This window comes from Citrobacter sp. Cpo037, from assembly GCF_030332945.1.
Lineage (GTDB): Bacteria > Pseudomonadota > Gammaproteobacteria > Enterobacterales > Enterobacteriaceae > Citrobacter > Citrobacter portucalensis.
In genome coordinates this window covers 120756-142768 of sequence record NZ_JAOWGW010000007.1, presented here as the reverse complement: position 1 = coordinate 142768, position 22013 = coordinate 120756, and the positions used below count along the sequence as shown (strand labels likewise).

Sequence of the window (22013 nt, the reverse complement as noted above, 5' to 3'; positions counted from 1 at the left end):
GTTATTGTCCTGCGATCTCGCGAAGCGCCGTAATGACCCGCTGGGTATCCGCTTCAGTCATGTCTGGGAATAACGGCAGCGAGCAGATGCGCGCGCTGTTCCATTCAGTATTTGGGAGCGAAAGGGTAGTGAAGCGTTCGCGATAATATTTTTGCGTATGGGCCGCACGAAAATGCAGACCGGTGCCGATATCTTTGGTCTTCAGCGCTTCCATCAGGGCATCTCTGCTCAGCCCGCAGCGCGTTTCGTCAACTCGAATGATGAATAAGTGCCAGGCATGAATGTGCGACCATTGGGGCAGGCCCAGCGGTTGAAATGGCGTATCAGCCAGCGCTTGTTGATAGTGCTGGGCAATTTGCGCCCGGCGTGAGTTCAGTTGCTCCAGCTTATTCAGCTGTACCAGCGCAATAGCGGCATTGATATCCGTCAGGTTGTATTTGTATCCAGGTGCAAGCACTTCGGCTTGTGGTGCCCGGCCGTAGGTTTGTCGATCAAAAGCATCAACGCCCAGACCGTGAAACTTCAGGCTGCGAAGCCGCTGAGCGAGCTGGCTGTCGTCGGTAACGATCAGTCCACCTTCCGCACAGGTGATATTTTTAATAGCGTGAAACGAGAAGATTGCCGTACCGCGAGCACCGACATGACGGCCCTTATACAATGTCCCTACGGCATGGGCTGCATCTTCTATTACCGGGATGCCATAACGCTCGCCAATGGCATAAATCGCGTCGAGGTCGGCGGGAGCGCCAGCGTAATGTACCGGAACAATGGCTTTGGTTCGTGGGGTGATAGCGGCTTCAATTTGCTCAGGTGTGACCATAAGCGTATCGCGGTCGACATCGATCATGACGGGCGTTGCCCCCAGCAGGACAATCATGTTGAGGGTAGAAACCCACGTCATCGACGGCGTTATGACCTCGTCGCCTGCGCTTACGCCCAATGCCATCAGCGTGATGTGCATACCCGCCGTGGCGGAGCAGATGGCGACGGCGTGTTGATTTCCTGTGAGCTGACAGAAGGCTTCTTCCAGCTGTTGATTTTTCGGGCCGGTGGTTATCCACCCAGAGTCCAGAACTGCCTTCACTGCGGCAAGTTCTTCAGCACCCATTGCCGGGCGAGAGAAAGGCAAAAAGTCAGACATCATTATTCCTTCAAGCCATTTAACGCCACCAAAGCTTTATTTTTAGTGATAAACAGGGGCGTCGTTAATTATTTCATCAGGCTATAAAGGTTAATGACTGAAGGTTAATTTATCCTTAAGAGTTTAAGGTTTGGGATAGACGGATAAATAGAGGTGATTTTTATTTATCTTGATGAAATTAAATTATTTTTTCTGTTTTTGCGGCATTGCTGTTTGCTATAAGTTTATGAGTGCAATGCCGCTATTCGGAATGTTAATTATATGCCGTTATTAAAATGATAACCTACAGTAACCCTTTCAAGGTTAACGTTTTACGCGTGGCGATATTTAAATCATAGGCACAGAGATTTTCCGGTTTAACCCAGGCGAATGCCTGGAACTCTTCGTTAATCTTCACTTCACGATTCGCCGCCACACAATCGAAGATGAGATAAATCATGTAAATCTCTTCCTGACTGCCATCAGCATAGGTTTTAGTGCGAATATCATCACTGAAGGTCCAGGGGGTAATTTCTGATAACACCAGTTGTTCGCCCAGCTCTTCCCTCACTTCACGGCGCAGAGCTTCTTCAATACGTTCACCCGGTTCAACACCGCCACCGGAAAGCGCCCACTGACCGGGAAACACGCCGCGGTCATCAGCCATTTTACAGAGTAAATAACAGCCATCGTTTTGAATTAATGGGCAAACAATCGTTCTTTGGCGCATCATTCGAGTCCTTGTAGGGGAGGTATAGAAAAATTCCATCATGTGCTCATCTTACCTTTTGCTGGCGGCAGAAAAAATGTTTCATCGGCAATTAAGAGCGCTTTGGCAGGGAAATCAGGATGTTTGTTGAAAATGACGTTCTGGGACGTCCAACTGTGTAATTGGCACAAGAATTTAACCTTAAATAAATCTTGTGAGTAGTATTTAGTTACAATATGTCATTGCATCGCTTTTTTAGCTCATTGATTCCTCGTCATCTGACAGTACAATTCATCGGTTTTGGGGCTATGTTTTGATTCTTGCAGGAAAGGATAGAAAATGAAAAAAAGTTTAATGTTGGGTTTTGCCGGAATGCTGTTTGTTTCCGCGTCGGCGAACGCGATTAGCATCAGCGGCCAGGCTGGCGAAGACTACACCAACCTGGGATTCGGTATGGGCACTGAGACCACCGGTCTGGCTGTCAGCGGTAACTGGATGCATAACGATGACGACGGTGATGTTGCCGGGCTGGGTTTAGGTCTGAATATCCCACTGGGGCCGCTGATGGCGACCGTTGGTGGTAAAGGTGTTTATACCAATCCAAATGATGGCGATGAAGGCTATGCTGCCGCTGTCGGTGGTGGTTTACAATGGCCGATTGGCGATAGCTTCCGTCTGTTTGGTGAGTATTATTACTCTCCTGATTCACTTTCCAGCGGTATCGACAGCTATGAAGAAGCGAATGCCGGTGCGCGTCTGACCATTATGCGTCCGCTGAGCATCGAAGCCGGTTATCGTTACCTAAACCTGGCAGGCAAAGATGGCAACCGTGATAACGCGATTGCTGATGGCCCGTACGTTGGGGTTAACGCCAGCTTCTAACATTTCTGGCGCGGCGTTCAGTCGCGCCTTCCCCCCTCCATGCGTTATAGTGTTTTCATCATAAAAGCAGGAGAACACGATGTTAAACGTGGAGATGCTATCCACCGGGGATGAAGTGTTGCACGGACAAATCGTCGACACTAATGCCGCCTGGCTGGCCGACTTTTTCTTTAATCAGGGTTTACCGCTAACACGCCGCAACACGGTAGGTGACAATCTTAACGATTTGGTCGCCGTTTTGCGTGAGCGTAGCGAACACGCCGATGTACTGATCGTTAATGGCGGTCTGGGACCTACCAGCGATGATTTGAGCGCGCTGGCAGCGGCAACGGCAAAAGGCGAAGGGCTGGTGTTGCATGAAGCATGGCTGGCCGAGATGGAGCGATATTTCCGCGATCGTGGCCGCGTGATGGCGCCAAGCAACCGCAAACAGGCTGAACTCCCAGCCAGCGCTGAGTTTATCAATAATCCGGTGGGTACCGCGTGTGGGTTCGCCCTGAAGCTTAACCGCTGCCTGATGTTCTTTACACCGGGTGTACCGTCAGAATTCAAAGTCATGGTGGAGCATGAGATCCTGCCTCGTTTGCGTGAGCGTTTCTCTTTGGCTCAACCCCAGTTATGCCTGCGATTAACCACATTTGGCCGTTCTGAAAGCGACCTGGCGCAGAGCCTGGATCCGCTCCCGTTGCCTCCGGGAGTAACAATGGGCTATCGCTCCTCAATGCCGATTATTGAGCTGAAGCTGACCGGTCCGGATTCCCAACGGGAAGCGATGCTGGCGCTGTGGCCAGAAGTTAAGCGGGTTGCCGGGCAGAATATGATTTTTGAAGGTACGGAAGGCTTACCCGCGCAAATCGCCCGCACGTTGCAAGAACGGCAATACAGCCTGACGCTGAGCGAACAATTCACCGGTGGTCTGGTGGCATTGCAGCTTTCTCGTGCGAATGCTCCGTTATTGGCGAGTGAGGTGGTTCCGCCCCAGGAAGAAACGCTGGCACAAACGGCGCATTGGATAACCGAGCGACGCAGCAAGCATTATGCCGGATTGGCACTCGCGATATCGGCTTTCGAAAACGAACATATTAACTTTGCGCTGGCCACGCCTGATGGGACACACGCCTTGCGCGTACGGCTGAATGCAAATCGCTACAGCCTGGCGATTCGTCAGGAAGTGTGCGCGATGATGGCGCTAAATATGCTGCGCCGCTGGCTTAACAATCAGGATATCGCTAGCGAACACGGCTGGATCGAAGTGGTTGAGTCGTTGACGATTTAATCATTGATTGGGAAGGCTAAATGCCTTCCCAATCTGGCTCATGCGGTGGTATCGCCAGGCAATAGCCCGGTAATTAACTGAACTAAATCACGATCAATACCTTGTTCCAGCATTATGTGAGCGATACGTAAGGCTTCTTCTTGTGTACCTTTTTGCACCCCTTGTTCTAACCCTTGTTCTAACCCTTGCTGTATCCCTTCTTGCAGTCCATTTTGGTGGCCTTCCTGCCTGAGCCTCTCTGCAATTGTCATCAGCTTCTCCTTGTGATGGGGGGAACGTTCGGCAACTTCGCGGATAAACTCGCTGACGCGAGAAACGTCACCGTACCGTAGCAGGTAATTAAATAGCGTTTGTAGCTGGCTGTCATTAGCGGTGCTTGTAACTAATAGCGAGACCAGGCGGTCCACCAACCCCATCAAATCACGATCGCGGATATGTTTTTGCATCAACTCTAGCAGTGCAACACGCCGATGCTGTGCGATTTCATCATCAGGTATTACGGTAATGTCGACCAGCGGAAAGGCTTCTGAATAAAGCTGTCGTGCCAGCTGTGGATTGTCAAATTCATCCAGCCAGTTTAGTGACCAGGGATAAGGACTTTGTTGGCCGTGATAAAACAACATGGGGATCACCAGCGGCAGCGTTTTATTGCCGGCATCAAGATGATGCTGCATCGCCGAGGTGGCATATCGCAACAGACGAAATGCCATGTGCGGTACCGCGGTACTCTGATGTTCAATAACACAATAAATATAGCCCAGGCCTTCGCGGGTTTTTAGTGACCACACTACGTCGGAGTAGTATGCGCGGAGATCCTGTTCGATAAAACTGGTGGACTCCAGCTTCAGCGTTTGTAAATCACATATCTCACGTAATGCGATGGGAAGGTGTATATCCAGAAAATCCCGAGCCATCTCAGGGTAAGACATTATCTTTTTAAAAACGGCATCATGCGGTGTAGATGTAGTGGATTTAGCCATGGTAGTCCGTCACCAGAAAGAGAAGATGGCGTGACGGTATCTACTTTTAATATGCACTGCATGTGGGAAATGGGTTCTTTGCGTGGATGAATCAGAGATAAATACGCCCGACTGCAACGTATTCAATTAAGCGGAACGGGCTACGCAAAAATGCCCGGTAGCAAATGCTACCGGGCAACAGAGTTAACCCAACGCTTTGGCAAGCAGGGTGATAGGATGTTCGCAGCGCTTGCTTGTTGACATCTCAATCTGCCATTTACAGGTTTCGCAGTCGGTGACGACGATATCAGCGCCGCTTTCTTCAATCTGGCGGAATAACGGTGCGCCGATAGACTGTGAAGTCGGATAGTTTTCCTTTTTAAAGCCGTAAGTCCCGGCAATCCCGCAACACTGAGAATCCAGCACCGTCAGCTCCAGCCCTGGAATTTGTCGCAGTAGCTCCAGCGTATAGAGCGTCCAGCCCATTTTCTCCATGTGACATGGCGTGTGATAGACCACCTTCAGCGGCAGCGTTTTCAGCGGCAGCGTTTTACCTTCATCCAGCTTGCGCCATAGCCAGCGGGTTGCCAGTTCAATGTGTTCACGCAGGCCTGAGTTGTCGACATCCAGCACTTCCGGATATTCATCACGTAGCGCAAAGGTACAGGTTGATGAGGTGGCAATCACCGGAATGCCTTTGCCATCAATTGCCTCTCTGAGTGAGGCCACGTTGCTTACTGCCTGCTTACGCGCTTTATCGGTAAAACCGTTGGCAATCAGCGGCACGCCGCAGCATTTCTCTTTACTCAGCAGTTGCACGCCGGTTCCCATCGCATTCAACACCTTGATCAGGTCTTTGCCGAGCTGGGGATGGTTGTAATTCACAAAACAGCCGTGGAAAAAGGCGACCTGATCCTGATACTGCGCCTGCTGTGCGGCAACGCTACGATACCAGCGGCGGAAGGTGCCAAAGGAGTACTTCGGCAGCGTACGGCGATGATCGATTTTTAACGCGTAATCCAGCAATTGACGCACCGGTTTTAATGAGGTGGCGGTATTCACTATTGGGGCGAAGGGGGTGGATACGCTACCCATTAAATCTGTATGGCTTAAGACAAAGTTACGCAACGATGGGCGCGTCGTGTCGTATTTGGCACGCGCGCGCTGGATGATATCGCCGATTTTCACGTCTGACGGACAGGCCACTTCGCAGCGTTTACAGTTGATGCAGTATTTCAGCGCGTCGTCATATAGCGCGCCATCTTTCAGGCGCAGACGTTCACCGTCCGGGCCGGCCTGCTTAGGGCCCGGGTAGCTCGGATTGACGCGGCTTACCGGGCAGGCGGTGGTGCACACCGTACATTTGATACAACTTTCAAAACGTGTGTCGCTCATTGCTGTCCTCCTGCACGTTTTGCAATATGATGCGCGGCATGTAAGGCGCTAACTGCGCACACGCCGCCTCCGCAACCCTGGGCGATAGGGTCGAATCCGCCGAGGACGGAACCGATGGCATACATGTTCTCTATCGTTTTTCCCGCCAGTGATGGACGCAATGCGGTATCGGTTGTTACGCCAAACTGTTGCCACGGTTGTGGATCGAAAACATCACGCTGATACCACTCGGCGCGGGTAGCTGTTTGCTGTACATCAAGTCCCAGGATTGGTTCGTGGATTGCCTCACGCGTGGCGACCAGCCCGCTGCTGAAGAAGCTGCCGCTGGCGAGCACGGCGAAACGTGGCCGCAAGGGGATATCGGCATGATTTCGGGTCCAGATTTCGCTGACCACGCCATCCTGACAGGTGATTTTTTTCACTTCATCACCCGGCATCCACACACCGCCCTGGCGCACAAACTGGCGCTGTAATTTGTTGTGCAAACGCATGCCCAGCACCGAAGGTGGTAGGGTCGGTAACAGTGTCAGCGAGCAGGGGAGGCGCTCGTTAAGCCACTGCCAGAGCCGCTCATCGGCCAGACCAAAGCATGCCGGCATGATTATCATGTCGCAGGTTTTTGCCATTGGCAGCAATGCGTCATAGAGCAGCGACCATTTATCTTCGTTATCCAGCAGGCGCGCAATATTAACGGCGCGAAACTCGGTTGGGTTATCACGCAGGACATCCAGCTCCGGCAGCTCGATTTCTGCCGTCTCGACGCTGAGATTGCGTTGGCGTAATGACGCTGCGGCGAGATGCGCCTGAAAATCCAGTAACCCGCTAATCCCTACAACGCAGATACGCTGCGCGGACAGCGGCCAGACCGGCACTTCCGGGGAACTTAACCAGGTTGAGCGCAGGGTGCCCAGCGGCGTAACACGTTGATGCGCCTGATGCACTTTGCCCTGCAAATGCGTTCCGCATTCATCCAGTAAATTTTGCGCCTGCTGGGCCAGTTCCAGAACGTTCTGCGTTCCGATGGTGCTATACGGATGTGTGGGTGCCTGAGTGCGCAGCGCATTCAAACCCGCTTCTATATCCGTCACCGGTTGACCATCGGGTAAGCTGCTGAGCAAATCCAGTGAGCCGGAGGAAAAATGCAGGGCGCTTTGGCCGCGGGTAACAATCGTGCAGCGCAGTCCGCTTTTTTGCAGTTGCAGGCCACATAGCAGTCCGGCGAGGCCGCCGCCGATAATGACGGTATCAAATTTCATCCTGGTGCTCCTTTTCCAGACCACACAACCCTTGATAAACCCAGCGCGTGAATTCGCTTTCGCGCAGCGCATCTCCCCAGGCGATAGGCTGCACGCCTTTCCAGCGTTCATTGAGGAAGTCGGAAAGCTGGGTAATGGACTGCGCTGCGGTAGTGACATTAAAACGTTGCAGTAAACCTGCGGCGCGGCAGGCACACAATTCGCCCTGGCAGGTCCCCATTCCAACACGGGTACGGCGACGCAAATCGAGCAGGCTGTTGACGGTTAAATTCTCGACGGCGTATTGCACTTCGCCTGCGGTGACTGCTTCGCATTCGCAGACCAGACTGCGGTGCTGACGGCCTTCGCTAAGCCACGCAGGGGTGCGATCGCCGTGACGGTAGACCGCCGAGCCGCGCAGTGGCGCAGGCAATGAGATCACGCGTTTAAGCGTATGCTCGGTAGATTCCTGTGAGCCAGGCAGCGCGGTGTCTGCCGTTGTGCAAGGCTGGGTATTGCCCAGCTTACGACAAACGGCATCGGTGGCCCATTCCGCCATCAGGCGGTAGGTCATCAGTTTGCCGCCGGTAATGGTGATAAATCCGTCCAGTCCGTCACGTTCAGCGTGATCGAACAGTACAATCCCACGGCTGACGTTACGACCGCTTGGGTCGTCGTCGCTAGCCACCAGCGGGCGTACGCCAGAGTAGGCGCGTAAAATGCGCGTTTTCGCCATAATCGGCGCCAGCTTCTCGCCTTCACGCAGCAGAATATCGACCTCTTCTGCGGTGACGCGGTTGCTGTCGATATCGTCGTAATCAATGTGCTGTGAGGTGGTACCGATCAGTGAAATGGTATCGCCAGGCACCAGAATATCGGCGTCAGATGGCTTACGGCAGCGGTTAATGACATGCTGGTTAATGCGATGATCCATAATCAGCAACGAACCTTTGGCCGGGAACATACGGATGCTCAGATCGGCATATTCCGCAATGCGTTGACCCCAGATCCCAGCGGCGTTGACGACAACCGGTGCATGCAGGGACTGCATTTCGCCTGTCAGATGATTGCGCACGTTAACGCCGCAAACCGTTGCGCCTTCGCGGATCAGTCCCGTCACTTCATGCGCCGTTAAGATAACCGCTCCATGCTCACGCGCATCCAGCATGTTAGCTGCTGTTAAGCGGAAAGGATCGACCGTGCCGTCTGGTACTTTTACTGCACCAATCAGCTGTGGATTCACAGAAGGTTCGATAATACGTGCCTGCTGAGGGTCAATCGCTTCTGCGCGAATCCCTGCCTCTTCACAGGCGCGAATAAAGGTGGACTGGAAGGACAGCTCATCCTCCGGCAGGGTGATAAACAGACCGTCCGTTGGCTCAACGCAATGGCGGGCGATACGTTTCAGAATTTGGTTTTCGCTGATGCACTCACGGGCAGATTCAGCGTCGGTGACGGCGTAGCGTGCACCGCTGTGCAGCAGACCGTGGTTGCGCCCGGTCGCACCTGTGGCGATATCGTGGCGTTCCACTAAGATGACGCGCAACCCGCGCAGCGCACAGTCACGTGCGATCCCTGCACCTGTTGCTCCTCCACCAATGATAATCACGTCACTTGTTTGCGAGTCGCGAGTTTTCATTGTTTTTCCTCACAGTTCGTTTTTTATCATTTAGCCACATAAAAAACATGGATTGTTTGATTTCGCGCATAATCGCTCATTATTCGAAAATGAAACGTGATTTCGTGCGCCTTTATGAACATTTGTCATAAATCTGTAACAATATGTGCTGCGTTTCACATTTTTGTTATGTATCTTTCCTTAACATCGCGGCCACACTGGGAGCGGTAGGGTAGTAATGACGAACTGCAGTGTTTACTTCGAATGAAAGACGGCCACGGAGGCTACACTATGTTGAGCATTTTTAAACCAGCGTCACACACGGCGCGTTTACCTGCAGCGGAGATCGACCCGACATATCGTCGATTACGTTGGCAGATTTTTCTGGGGATTTTCTTTGGTTATGCCGCGTACTATCTGGTACGTAAGAACTTTGCCCTTGCGATGCCGTATCTGGTTGAGCAAGGTTTCTCGCGTGGCGATCTGGGTTTTGCGTTGTCCGGTATCTCCATTGCTTACGGATTTTCGAAATTCATCATGGGGTCCATTTCGGATCGCTCGAATCCGCGCGTTTTCCTGCCAGCCGGTCTGATTCTGGCCGCCGCAGTGATGCTGTTCATGGGCTTTGTGCCGTGGGCGACATCGAGTATTGCTATTATGTTTGTGCTGCTGTTCCTCTGCGGATGGTTCCAGGGGATGGGCTGGCCGCCGTGTGGTCGTACTATGGTGCACTGGTGGTCGCAGAAAGAGCGTGGAGGAATTGTTTCCGTCTGGAACTGTGCGCACAACGTGGGTGGCGGTCTGCCTCCGCTGTTGTTCCTGCTGGGTATGGCCTGGTTCAATGACTGGAAAGCGGCGCTGTATATGCCTGCTTTCGGAGCGATCGTCGTCGCGCTGATTGCTTTTGCCCTGATGCGTGATACGCCGCAGTCCTGTGGTCTGCCGCCTATCGAAGAGTATAAGAACGACTATCCGGACGATTACACCGAGAAAGCGGAAGAAGAGCTAACTGCGAAGCAGATCTTCATGCAGTACGTACTGCCGAACAAACTGTTGTGGTACATCGCTATCGCTAACGTGTTTGTTTATCTGCTGCGTTACGGCATCCTGGACTGGTCACCGACCTACCTGAAAGAAGTGAAGCATTTCGCACTGGACAAGTCATCCTGGGCCTACTTCCTGTATGAGTATGCGGGTATTCCGGGCACGCTGCTGTGCGGCTGGATGTCGGATAAAGTCTTCCGTGGTAACCGTGGCGCGACCGGCGTGTTCTTTATGACGCTGGTAACTATTGCAACCATCGTTTACTGGATGAACCCGGCAGGCAACCCGAACGTGGATATGGCTTGTATGATCATCATCGGCTTCCTGATCTACGGCCCGGTAATGTTGATTGGTCTGCACGCGCTGGAACTGGCACCGAAAAAAGCGGCGGGAACGGCGGCTGGCTTTACCGGTCTGTTCGGTTATCTCGGTGGTTCTGTGGCCGCGAGCGCCATTGTTGGTTACACCGTTGACTTCTTCGGTTGGGACGGCGGCTTTATGGTGATGATTGGCGGTAGCGTGCTGGCGGTTATTCTGCTGGTAGTCGTCATGATTGGCGAAAAACGCCATCACGAAGAGATGGAACTGAAGCGTAACGGGGGCTAATAGATGAAAACCACATTGAAAAGTCTCAGCGTGGCGCTGATGCTCGCAGGTATGGTGGTCAGCAGTGCAGCGGTTGCCGCAGATAAAATCGTGATTGCGCATCGTGGCGCCAGCGGTTATCTGCCGGAGCATACGCTGCCAGCAAAAGCGATGGCCTATGCCCAGGGTGCGGATTATCTGGAGCAGGATTTGGTTATGACCAAGGATGACCATCTGGTCGTCCTGCATGACCACTATCTTGACCGCGTCACCGATGTTGCCGAGCGTTTTCCGGATCGTGCGCGTAAAGATGGGCGTTACTACGCCATCGACTTTACGCTGGATGAAATTAAATCGCTGAAATTTACCGAAGGCTTCGATATCGAAAATGGCAAAAAGGTCCAGACCTACCCAGGGCGCTTCCCGATGGGTAAATCTGATTTCCGCGTGCACACGTTCGAAGAAGAGATTGAGTTTGTTCAGGGATTAAATCATTCCACCGGTAAAAACATCGGTATTTACCCGGAAATGAAAGCACCGTGGTTCCATCACCAGGAAGGGAAGGACATTGCGGCTAAAACACTGGAAGTACTGAAAAAGTACGGGTATACCGACAAGAACGACAAGGTCTATCTACAGTGTTTTGATGTTGCAGAGTTGAAGCGCATTAAAAATGAACTGGAACCGAAGATGGGGATGGATCTCAATCTGGTACAGTTGATTGCGTACACTGACTGGAATGAAACCCAGGAGAAAAAGCCGGACGGCAGTTGGGTGAATTACAACTACGACTGGATGTTTAAACCGGGTGCCATGAAGCAGGTTGCGCAGTATGCGGACGGCATTGGGCCGGACTACCACATGCTGATTGATGAGAAGTCGAAGAAGGGCAATATCTCGTTAACTGGCATGGTGCAGGACGCACATCAGAGTAAGATGGTGGTGCATCCTTATACCGTTCGCGCCGATCAACTGCCGGATTACACCACTGACGTAAACCAGCTGTATGACATTCTTTATAACAAGGCGGGCGTTGACGGGCTGTTCACCGACTTCCCCGACAAAGCAGTGAAATTCTTGGATAAAGAGTGATAGCGTAAGGCCTGTGATGCACCTCCGGTCACAGGCCTTAATGGATGAAACGTTTTAACTGCTAGATAAGGCCGTCTGCTGTCAACGTTTCCATGCATGCCTGCAGGAGAAATAAAGGGCTGCCGTCCACCGGCGGCTCTTTTACCAGTAAGGATATCTGTCGATAGAACGTTGGTTCCAGCGCGACTGAGCGTACTTTCCCACCAACCGCCTTCAGCGTTAATTCCGGTAATAATGCTATACCCAGCCCCTGACGAATAAAGCTCATCGCGGTATCCGGATGGTTAAACTCGTATTTAATGACCGGTTCAATCCCCTTCTCTTTAAATAGCGCCATGATGCTTAATTCATAGCGACCTTTGCTGATAATGAGCGGTTCTCCAACCAGTTGTTCCACTGAAATCGTGCTATTGGCCGCCAGCGGATGGCTTTCAGGAACTACAACGGTAAATTTGTCGCGATACACCGGTACGCAGTACATGCCATTTACCGGGAAATGCACAAATCCCGCATCGATATCCCCACTGCGCAGGGAATCAACTATTGCCGTGCTGTTTTCTTCATAAGGGATAATTTTGATATGCGGGTGGTGCTGTTCGAAGTGGTGGATGATGCCGGGCAAAATGCAGGCACAGGCGCTGGGAAAGCAGCCGATACGCAGGGTTCTGGCCGGGTTTTGTCGCTCCTGCTCGGCAATCTCTTTCACCGCGTTGGTTTCAGACACGATCGTCCGCAGGTGTGAAACGATCCGACTCCCGGCCGGACTAAGTTGAATGTCTTTGCGGCGTTCGCGGATAAGAATATCAACCCCTAGCTCTTCCTCTAGCGCTGAAATTGCCTGGCTAACGGCGGATTGGGTCATGTACAGCCGCTTGCTGGCTTCGGTAAATCCACCGTACTCAAGTACGGCAAGCAGGGCGTGGATCTGGGTTAGTGTCATTAGTTCCCTCTAATCAACAATATTAAAACGATTAATTTCTCTAATATAATGGACCTGTTTATACTTGCGGTCTACCGTAAAATCACTCTTCGACGCACCTGTCCGTAGTTCAGTTGAGCTGAGCGTTGCCTGCGTGCGCCGTCTGGACAGGTTGTCGAATATGAAAGAAAAACTGTGGACGAAAGATTTTTGGGCAATAACGATAATCAGCTTTATTATATTTTTTGTTTTTTATGTCCTGCTCACGCTGTTACCGATCTATATTTCGGATCGCCTGCATGCCACTCCAGATAAGGCCGGATTATTAGTCACCTTCTTTTTGGGGGCCGCAATTGTTGTGCGCCCGTTTGCGGGACAATGGGTAGGAAAATATTCGAATAAAACAATTCTGGTGCTCTCTTCTCTGGCCTTTTTGGTGGTCACTGCGCTGTATCCTGTTTGCCACTCAATTGAATCACTGCTGTTGATTCGGGTGCTTCATGGTGTAACGTTTGGCGTTATTACTACGGTAAAAGGAACGATTTCCGCGCGGTTGATACCGGCCTCCCGACGTGGGGAGGGCATCAGTTTTTTCTCGTTAGCCATGGGACTGGCAATGGTTGTGGGGCCGTGGGTAGGGCTGAACATGGCACGCTGGGGAGCTTTTACCACAGCATTCTGGCTGTGTAGCGCGGTTGCCGTACTGGGTATTATCCTGTCATTGATTGTCGCCGTACCGCCGGTTATCCGTCATGCTGACGGCTCAAAACCGAAGCTGGGATTTGCGGCAATGTTTGATCGCGCCGCACTGCCTTTCGCGATGGTGACGTTTTTCATGACCTTTTCCTACGCGGGCGTTTCCGCTTTTCTCGCACTGTATGCGCGCGAGCTCGATCTGATGGCTGCCGCCAGTAATTTCCTGTTGTGTTACGCCATTTGCCTGATGATCTGTCGAACCTTTACCGGCAATGTTTGTGATAAAAAAGGGCCGAAATACGTGGTCTATCCGTGTTTGCTGGCTTTCACAGTCGGGCTGGTGGCGCTTGGCTATACTTACGGTAGCATTATGATGATTATTTCCGGTGGATTAATTGGCATCGGTTATGGTTCGGTCACACCCGTATTTCAGACACAAATTATTAGTTCGGTGGAACCCCATAAAATTGGTATCGCCAATTCGCTGTTTTTCAATGCGATGGATGCAGGAATGGCAATCGGCGCGTTTATCATGGGGATGATGGTCGAGGGTGTGGGATATCGGGCGATTTATCTGGTGGGGGCGCTGCTGGTGGTACTGGCCGGGGCGTTGTATATCATGCAGATGAAAAAACGCGGAGACGTGGTACTGGTCTCCGCGCATGAAGTTCACTAAACACTACAGCTCTATTTCAATATCGCCTTTTGCCCGGCAACAGCACGGCAATATTTCACCGGGCTGAATGAAGGCCAGCGGTTCTGCAATCCAGTCAACCTGTCCCGCCACCAGGCGGGTACGGCAGGAGCCGCAGTAGCCTTCACGACACTGATATTCGACTTCAACATCGTGCGACTCGAGCGCGGCAAGCAGGGAAGGGTGTTCATCCTGGCACAGCAACTGCGTGCCAGAGATGCGCAGAGTCACGCGGCCCATCAGAGCTGGAAGTTACTCAGATCGTCAGTATCGACTTCGGCATCGATCTGGCCGACCAGATAAGAGCTGACTTCCACTTCCTGCGGCGCAACCTGGACGTTGTCAGACACCAGCCAGGTATTGATCCAAGGGATCGGGTTAGAACGTGTCTGGAATGGCAGATCGAGTCCAACAGCCTGCATACGGATGTTGGTGATGTACTCAACATACTGGCACAGAATGTCTTTGTTCAGGCCAATCATTGAGCCATCACGGAACAGATAGTCTGCCCACTCTTTTTCCTGCAGCGCGGCCTGTACGAACAGGTCGTAGCACTCTTGTTTGCACTCTTCGGCAATTTCCGCCATCTCCGGATCGTCCACGCCGCTGCGCAGCAGGTTCAGCATATGCTGAGTACCGGTCAGGTGCAGGGCTTCGTCGCGGGCGATCAGACGAATAATTTTCGCGTTGCCTTCCATCAGTTCACGTTCGGCGAAGGCGAAAGAGCAGGCGAAGCTGACATAAAAGCGGATCGCTTCCAGCGCGTTCACGCTCATCAGGCACAGATACAGCTTCTTCTTCAGCTCACGCAGGTTTACGACAACCGTTTTACCATTAACGGTATGCGTACCTTCACCGAGCAAATGCCAGTAGCTGGTCATCTCGATCAATTCGTCGTAGTAGCTGGAGATGCCTTCTGCGCGTTTCTGGATTTGCTCGTTGGTGACGATATCGTCAAACACCACCGCCGGATCGTTAACAATATTACGGATGATGTGGGTGTAAGAGCGGGAGTGGATCGTTTCAGAAAACGCCCACGTTTCCACCCAGGTTTCCAGTTCAGGGATCGAGATTAACGGCAGCAGCGCGACGTTAGGACTACGTCCCTGAATGGAGTCCAACAGCGTCTGATACTTCAGGTTGCTGATGAAGATATGTTTTTCATGTTCCGGCAATGCCTGGAAGTCGATACGATCGCGAGAAACATCGACTTCTTCCGGACGCCAGAAGAAAGAGAGCTGCTTTTCGATCAGTTTTTCAAAGATGTCATATTTTTGCTGATCGTAGCGGGCGACGTTCACCGGCTGGCCGAAGAACATCGGTTCCAGAAGCTGATCATTTTTCGTCTGTGAAAAAGTGGTGTATGCCATTGATGTGAATCCTGTCTGGAATGTACTGCCGGATGCGCTTTGCTTATCCGGCCTACAATACCGCGAATTAATTTGTAGGCCGGGTAAGCGTTACGCCACCCGGCAAAAGATTAAATCTTACATGCGCCGCTTTCGCAGCCATCGTCCTGAATGGACGGTACCAGATCGTCCTGAGAGTCTTCCGCACCGTCACGGGTGTTCTGATAATACAGCGTTTTAACACCAAATTTGTAGGCGGTGAGCAGGTCTTTCAGCAACTGCTGCATCGGTACTTTTCCGGACGGGAAGCGCGACGGATCGTAGTTGGTGTTGGCGGAAATCGACTGATCGATAAATTTCTGCATGATGCCTACCAGCTGCAGATAGCCGTCGTTGTTTGGCATTTCCCACAGCAGTTCGTATGCGTCGTGCAGGTGTTCGTAGTCCGGCACGACCTGACGCAGAATCCCATCTTTCGATGCTTTGATGCTCACGTAACCGCGTGGCGGTTCAATGCCGTTGGTGGCGTTGGAGATCTGCGAAGAGGTCTCGGACGGCATCAGGGCTGACAGCGTGGAGTTACGCAGGCCGTGAGTCTTGATAGATTCACGCAGCTGTTCCCAGTCCATATGCAGCGGTTCGTTAGCGATAGCATCAAGATCTTTTTTATAGGTATCAATCGGCAGAATACCTTTCGCATAGGTGGTTTCGTTAAACCATGGGCATGCGCCTTGCTCTTTTGCCAGCTCGTTAGAAGCCTTCAGCAGGTAATATTGAATCGCTTCAAAGGTTTTGTGAGTCAGGTTATTGGCGCTGCCGTCAGAGTAGCGTTTACCGTTTTTCGCCAGCCAGTAAGCGTAGTTGATCACGCCAATACCCAGCGTACGACGACCCATCGCACCGCGTTTGGCGGCCGGAATCGGATAATCCTGGTAATCGAGCAGCGCATCCAGCGCACGTACCGCCAGTACAGCCAGCTCTTCCAGTTCGTCCAGACTTTCGATAGCGCCCAGGTTAAATGCGGACAGCGTACACAGCGCAATTTCGCCGTTTTCATCGTTAACGTCGGTCAGCGGTTTGGTCGGCAGGGCGATTTCCAGGCACAGGTTGGACTGGCGTACCGGCGCGACAACCGGATCAAACGGGCTATGGGTGTTGCAGTGGTCAACGTTCTGAATGTAGATACGACCGGTCGAGGCACGTTCCTGCATCATCAGTGAGAACAGCTCAACTGCTTTTACGCGCTGTTTGCGGATGCTGTCGTCGTTTTCATATTGGGTGTACAGACGCTCGAACTCATCCTGATCGGCGAAGAACGCGTCATATAGACCCGGGACGTCGGACGGGCTAAACAGGGTGATGTCGCCGCCTTTCAGCAGACGGGTGTACATCAGCTTGTTGATTTGTACGCCATAGTCCATGTGACGAACGCGGTTGCCTTCGACGCCACGGTTGTTTTTCAGGACCAGCAGGCTTTCAACTTCCAGGTGCCACATTGGGTAGAACAGCGTGGCTGCACCACCGCGTACGCCCCCCTGAGAGCAGGATTTCACCGCAGTCTGGAAATGCTTGTAGAACGGAATACAGCCGGTGTGGAACGCTTCACCGCCGCGAATCGGGCTCCCCAGCGCACGGATGCGACCAGCGTTAATGCCGATACCGGCACGCTGAGAAACGTATTTCACAATTGCGCTGGAGGTTGCGTTGATGGAGTCCAGGCTGTCGCCGCACTCGATCAGTACGCAGGAGCTGAACTGACGCGTTGGGGTACGCACGCCGGACATAATTGGCGTCGGCAGCGAGATTTTGAACGTAGAAACGGCGTCGTAGAAACGTTTTACATATTGCAGACGTGTTTCACGCGGATAGTTAGAGAACAGGCAAGCCGCTACCAGAATGTAGAGGAACTGTGCGCTTTCATAGATCTCACCGGTAACACGGTTTTGCACCAGATATTTACCTTCCAACTGCTTCACCGCAGCGTAGGAGAAGGTCATATCACGGTCGTGTACGATGAACGAGTCCATCTGCTTGAACTCTTCTTCCGTGTAGTCTTCCAGCAGATGATTGTCGTATTTGCCCATTTCAACCATTTTCAAGACATGGTCGAACAGCTTTGGCGGTTCAAACTCACCGTAGGCTTTTTTACGCAGGTGGAAAATCGCCAGACGGGCAGCCAGATACTGATAATCCGGCGCTTCGCGGGAGATCAGGTCGGCGGCTGCTTTGATGATTGTTTCATGGATGTCGGAGGTCTTGATTCCGTCATAAAACTGAATGTGGGAGCGCAGCTCAACCTGAGAAATCGATACGTTATTCAGTCCTTCTGCCGCCCAATCCAGAACTCGGTGGATTTTGTCGAGATTGATGCGCTCTGTACTACCATCACGCTTTGTCACCAGCAGACTCTGATTCATGTGGTTTTTTACCTGTCCGTGAAAGAAAAAATATCCCCCATATTATCCACAGAGTCATGTTGTGACTAAGTCTGTGGATAAATACTATATGTAGGGGTTGTTTGATAAAATAGACGCTATATGGTGAGTATTCTAGTAGGGATTCTTTTCAGCACAAGAGTTGATTTTGAGGTTAAATTGAGGTTGCAAAAGGGTGATAATCGCTAAGTGCGCGTCTTATAAGGCCTGGCGAGGATGTCAATAATTGAGAAAAAAAATAGAAAATTTGATCGAGTGCTGATTTCTTCATCTAAGGCAAGGAAAGTTCTTATGATCTGGCACAGGATTTGTAGGCCTGATAAGCGAAACGTCATCAGGCATGGTTCCAGTAAGCAGGCCGGATGGCGGCGTAGCACGCTTTTTCCGGCCTACAGGTGCAGTTAATCAACCTTGGCGGTGGTATGTACCATATAGTTCACATCAACGCCCGGGCCAAGTTTGAAGGTGTTGGTTATGGGGTTGTAATGCAGGCCGGTCATATGACGCTCTTTCAGTACGGTCTGGTCAACCCACTCTAATAATTCAGCAGGCTTAATAAACTTTTTCACATCGTGCGTGCCTTTCGGCACCATGCGCAGAATATATTCCGCTCCGACCACCGCCATCAGCCAGGATTTACCGTTGCGGTTAAGCGTGGAGAAAAATACTTCGCCACCCGGTTTGACCAGCCTGGCGCAAGCTCTGACCACTGACTGTGGGTCTGGCACGTGCTCCAGCATTTCCATACAGGTGACAACGTCATACTGATGTGCATGCTTTTCCGCATGCTCTTCGACGGTTTCTTGTACGTACTCTACCTGGATACCGCTTTCCAGCGCATGCAGTTTCGCTACCTGCAGCGGTTCAAAACCCATGTCCAGTCCGGTGACGGTGGCGCCTTCGCGCGCCATACTCTCCGCCAGAATACCGCCGCCGCATCCGACGTCGAGTACCTTTTTACCAAACAGGCCGCCTGAGCGCTCAGTAATATAGCCCAGACGCAGTGGGTTAATGCGGTGCAGCGGCTTAAATTCACCCTCAAGATCCCACCAGCGTGACGCGACTGCTTCAAACTTGGCAATTTCTTCATGGTCAACGTTGTGAGCTACCGGAGGTTTTTCGGCATTCATTGGGGCTTCTACTCCTAAATTTGCGATGCAAATGAGTATATCAGCCTGACGGGATGAATAAAGCCTCTGTCAGGGGGAATCCATTTACCTGAATCTGCACGGATGTGTTATAATTTGCGACCTTTGAATCCGGGATACAGTAGAGGGATAGCGGTTAGATGAGCGACCTTGCGAGAGAAATTACACCGGTCAACATTGAGGAAGAGCTGAAGAGCTCCTATCTGGATTATGCGATGTCGGTCATTGTTGGCCGTGCGCTGCCGGACGTCCGAGATGGCCTGAAACCGGTTCACCGTCGCGTACTTTACGCCATGAACGTATTGGGCAACGACTGGAATAAAGCCTATAAAAAATCTGCCCGTGTCGTTGGTGACGTAATCGGTAAATACCACCCTCATGGTGATATCGCCGTTTACGACACCATTGTTCGTATGGCGCAGCCATTCTCCTTGCGCTACATGCTGGTAGATGGTCAGGGTAACTTTGGTTCTGTCGATGGCGACTCCGCAGCGGCGATGCGTTATACGGAAATCCGTATGTCGAAAATCGCCCATGAGCTGATGGCTGACCTGGAAAAAGAAACGGTTGATTTCGTCGACAACTATGACGGCACCGAACAAATTCCTGACGTCATGCCGACCAAAATTCCTAACCTGCTGGTGAACGGTTCGTCCGGTATCGCGGTAGGTATGGCGACCAACATTCCGCCGCACAACCTGACCGAAGTGATCAACGGCTGTCTGGCATATATTGACGATGAAGACATCAGCATTGAAGGGCTGATGGAACATATTCCGGGTCCGGACTTCCCGACCGCCGCGATCATCAACGGTCGTCGTGGTATTGAAGAAGCCTACCGTACCGGCCGTGGCAAAGTGTACATTCGCGCACGCGCGGAAGTCGAAGCAGATGCCAAAACGGGCCGTGAAACCATTATCGTTCACGAAATTCCGTATCAGGTAAACAAAGCACGCCTGATTGAGAAAATCGCCGAGCTGGTAAAAGACAAACGCGTTGAAGGCATCAGCGCGCTGCGTGACGAGTCTGACAAAGACGGTATGCGCATCGTGATTGAAGTGAAACGCGATGCGGTCGGGGAAGTGGTTCTGAACAACCTCTATTCCCAGACCCAACTGCAGGTTTCCTTCGGTATCAACATGGTTGCATTGCACCATGGCCAGCCGAAGATCATGAACCTGAAAGATATTATTGCCGCGTTCGTACGTCACCGCCGTGAAGTCGTTACCCGTCGTACTATCTTTGAACTGCGTAAAGCCCGCGACCGTGCGCACATCCTTGAAGCGCTGGCGATTGCGCTGGCGAACATCGATCCGATTATCGAACTGATCCGCCGCGCGCCGACCCCGGCTGAAGCGAAAGCTGCGCTGGTTGCGCGTTCGTGGGAACTGGGCAACGTTTCCGCCATGCTGGAGCGTGCCGGTGATGACGCCGCGCGTCCTGAATGGCTGGAGCCGGAATTTGGCGTGCGTGACGGTCAGTACTACCTGACTGAACAGCAGGCCCAGGCGATTCTGGATCTGCGTTTGCAGAAACTGACTGGCCTTGAGCACGAAAAACTGCTCGACGAATACAAAGAGCTGCTGGAACAGATCGCTGAACTGCTGCACATTCTGGGCAGCGCCGATCGTCTGATGGAAGTTATCCGTGAAGAGATGGAGCTGATTCGTGAACAATTCGGTGACGCTCGTCGTACTGAAATCACCGCGAACAGCGCTGACATCAACATCGAAGATCTGATTAGCCAGGAAGATGTTGTCGTAACCTTGTCTCATCAGGGCTACGTGAAATATCAGCCGTTAACCGATTACGAAGCGCAGCGTCGTGGCGGTAAAGGTAAATCAGCAGCACGCATTAAAGAAGAAGACTTTATTGACCGCCTGCTGGTGGCCAACACCCATGACACGATCCTCTGCTTCTCCAGCCGTGGTCGTTTGTACTGGATGAAGGTCTATCAGTTGCCGGAAGCAAGCCGTGGCGCGCGTGGACGTCCAATCGTCAACCTGCTGCCGCTGGAAGCTAACGAACGTATTACCGCAATTCTGCCAGTACGTGAGTACGAAGAGGGCGTGAACGTCTTCATGGCAACCGCCAGCGGTACCGTGAAGAAAACGGCGCTGACCGAATTCAGCCGTCCGCGTTCTGCCGGTATTATTGCGGTTAACCTGAACGAAGGCGACGAACTGATTGGTGTAGATCTGACATCCGGCAGTGACGAAGTCATGTTGTTCTCTGCGGCAGGTAAAGTGGTGCGCTTTAAAGAAGATGCTGTCCGTGCAATGGGTCGTACCGCGACCGGTGTACGCGGTATCAAGCTGGCGGAAAAAGATAGCGTGGTATCGCTGATCGTTCCGCGCGGTGAAGGTGCGATCCTGACCGTTACTCAGAACGGTTACGGTAAACGTACGGCGGCGGAAGAGTATCCGACCAAGTCTCGTGCGACCCAGGGCGTTATCTCCATCAAGGTTACCGAGCGCAACGGTTCCGTTGTTGGCGCAGTGCAGGTTGAAGATACCGACCAGATCATGATGATCACCGACGCAGGTACGCTGGTACGTACTCGCGTGTCGGAAATCAGCGTGGTAGGACGTAATACCCAGGGTGTGATCCTTATCCGTACTGCGGAAGACGAAAACGTCGTGGGTCTGCAACGCGTTGCTGAACCGGTTGATGATGAAGAGCTCGACTCCATCGACGGAAGTGCAGCTGAAGGTGACGAGGATATCGCACCTGAAGCGGAAAGCGATGACGATGCAGCAGCGGATGACGCTGACGAGTAATTAAGACGCTATAAAAAGGGCCGGAGAAATCCGGCCCTTTTTTTAATGGCATTGCGACAAAAGACATTTACCGCTAC

17 protein-coding genes are annotated in these 22013 nt (G+C 52.1%); 6 read left to right on the top strand and 11 right to left on the bottom strand.

Annotation, left to right across the window (positions count from 1 at the left end):
- Position 1: 1 nt before the first annotated feature.
- Both arnB and nudI read right to left on the bottom strand, forming a co-directional pair.
- Entirely contained in the window at positions 2-1141 is a 1140-nt protein-coding gene (gene arnB / locus OGX94_RS00665; protein ID WP_257661795.1) for a UDP-4-amino-4-deoxy-L-arabinose aminotransferase, read from the bottom strand.
- A gap of 283 nt (positions 1142-1424) precedes the next feature.
- Complete coding sequence (gene nudI / locus OGX94_RS00660) at positions 1425-1850, bottom strand: nucleoside triphosphatase NudI (RefSeq protein ID WP_257661988.1); 426 nt, start codon at positions 1848-1850, stop codon at positions 1425-1427.
- Between the two features lie 318 nt (positions 1851-2168).
- Here nudI and OGX94_RS00655 point away from each other — a divergent pair, with 318 nt between their 5' ends.
- Both OGX94_RS00655 and OGX94_RS00650 read left to right on the top strand, forming a co-directional pair.
- Positions 2169-2711, top strand: coding sequence for a YfaZ family protein (locus OGX94_RS00655; RefSeq protein ID WP_003834693.1), 543 nt, complete (start codon positions 2169-2171; stop codon positions 2709-2711).
- Between the two features lie 79 nt (positions 2712-2790).
- Positions 2791-3987 (top strand): nicotinamide mononucleotide deamidase-related protein YfaY, encoded by a 1197-nt coding sequence (locus OGX94_RS00650; protein ID WP_257661796.1) that lies wholly within the window; start codon positions 2791-2793, stop codon positions 3985-3987.
- Between the two features lie 38 nt (positions 3988-4025).
- On the opposite strand, the gene OGX94_RS00645 is transcribed toward OGX94_RS00650, so the two are convergent.
- The 4 genes from OGX94_RS00645 to glpA form a co-directional block, all read right to left on the bottom strand.
- Positions 4026-4967, bottom strand: coding sequence for an Rpn family recombination-promoting nuclease/putative transposase (locus OGX94_RS00645; RefSeq protein ID WP_257661797.1), 942 nt, complete (start codon positions 4965-4967; stop codon positions 4026-4028).
- Positions 4968-5150: 183 nt separating this feature from the next.
- Positions 5151-6341 carry an anaerobic glycerol-3-phosphate dehydrogenase subunit GlpC gene (gene glpC / locus OGX94_RS00640; protein ID WP_003834686.1) on the bottom strand — a complete coding sequence of 397 codons (1191 nt, stop codon included), beginning with the start codon at positions 6339-6341 and terminating at the stop codon, positions 5151-5153.
- Complete coding sequence (gene glpB / locus OGX94_RS00635; protein ID WP_003834683.1) at positions 6338-7597, bottom strand: glycerol-3-phosphate dehydrogenase subunit GlpB; 1260 nt, start codon at positions 7595-7597, stop codon at positions 6338-6340. Before glpB ends, glpC begins: the two co-directional genes overlap by 4 nt.
- Positions 7587-9215 carry an anaerobic glycerol-3-phosphate dehydrogenase subunit A gene (gene glpA / locus OGX94_RS00630; RefSeq protein ID WP_125112623.1) on the bottom strand — a complete coding sequence of 543 codons (1629 nt, stop codon included), beginning with the start codon at positions 9213-9215 and terminating at the stop codon, positions 7587-7589. Before glpA ends, glpB begins: the two co-directional genes overlap by 11 nt.
- Positions 9216-9485: 270 nt before the next feature.
- Here glpA and glpT point away from each other — a divergent pair, with 270 nt between their 5' ends.
- On the top strand, positions 9486-10844 hold the full coding sequence (gene glpT / locus OGX94_RS00625) for a glycerol-3-phosphate transporter (protein ID WP_003834677.1): 1359 nt from the start codon (positions 9486-9488) through the stop codon (positions 10842-10844).
- Positions 10845-10847: 3 nt separating this feature from the next.
- Positions 10848-11915, top strand: a complete 1068-nt coding sequence (gene glpQ / locus OGX94_RS00620; protein WP_257661799.1) for a glycerophosphodiester phosphodiesterase — start codon at positions 10848-10850, stop codon at positions 11913-11915.
- A gap of 61 nt (positions 11916-11976) precedes the next feature.
- On the opposite strand, the gene OGX94_RS00615 is transcribed toward glpQ, so the two are convergent.
- Positions 11977-12855 carry a LysR family transcriptional regulator gene (locus OGX94_RS00615; RefSeq protein ID WP_257661800.1) on the bottom strand — a complete coding sequence of 293 codons (879 nt, stop codon included), beginning with the start codon at positions 12853-12855 and terminating at the stop codon, positions 11977-11979.
- Positions 12856-13015: 160 nt separating this feature from the next.
- Between OGX94_RS00615 and OGX94_RS00610 the strand changes: the two genes are divergently transcribed.
- On the top strand, positions 13016-14206 hold the full coding sequence (locus OGX94_RS00610) for an MFS transporter (protein WP_257661801.1): 1191 nt from the start codon (positions 13016-13018) through the stop codon (positions 14204-14206).
- Positions 14207-14209: 3 nt separating this feature from the next.
- Here OGX94_RS00610 and yfaE read toward each other — a convergent pair whose 3' ends face one another.
- The 4 genes from yfaE to ubiG form a co-directional block, all read right to left on the bottom strand.
- On the bottom strand, positions 14210-14464 hold the full coding sequence (yfaE, locus tag OGX94_RS00605; RefSeq protein WP_003027609.1) for a ferredoxin-like diferric-tyrosyl radical cofactor maintenance protein YfaE: 255 nt from the start codon (positions 14462-14464) through the stop codon (positions 14210-14212).
- On the bottom strand, positions 14464-15594 hold the full coding sequence (gene nrdB / locus OGX94_RS00600; RefSeq protein WP_003834668.1) for a class Ia ribonucleoside-diphosphate reductase subunit beta: 1131 nt from the start codon (positions 15592-15594) through the stop codon (positions 14464-14466). The genes yfaE and nrdB overlap by 1 nt, the downstream gene beginning before the upstream one ends.
- A gap of 110 nt (positions 15595-15704) precedes the next feature.
- Positions 15705-17990, bottom strand: coding sequence for a class 1a ribonucleoside-diphosphate reductase subunit alpha (nrdA, locus tag OGX94_RS00595; protein ID WP_257661802.1), 2286 nt, complete (start codon positions 17988-17990; stop codon positions 15705-15707).
- Between the two features lie 419 nt (positions 17991-18409).
- Positions 18410-19138, bottom strand: coding sequence for a bifunctional 2-polyprenyl-6-hydroxyphenol methylase/3-demethylubiquinol 3-O-methyltransferase UbiG (gene ubiG, locus OGX94_RS00590; protein ID WP_008785314.1), 729 nt, complete (start codon positions 19136-19138; stop codon positions 18410-18412).
- Positions 19139-19296: 158 nt separating this feature from the next.
- Between ubiG and gyrA the strand changes: the two genes are divergently transcribed.
- Positions 19297-21936 carry a DNA topoisomerase (ATP-hydrolyzing) subunit A gene (gene gyrA, locus OGX94_RS00585; RefSeq protein WP_057066395.1) on the top strand — a complete coding sequence of 880 codons (2640 nt, stop codon included), beginning with the start codon at positions 19297-19299 and terminating at the stop codon, positions 21934-21936.
- Positions 21937-22013: the final 77 nt, after the last annotated feature.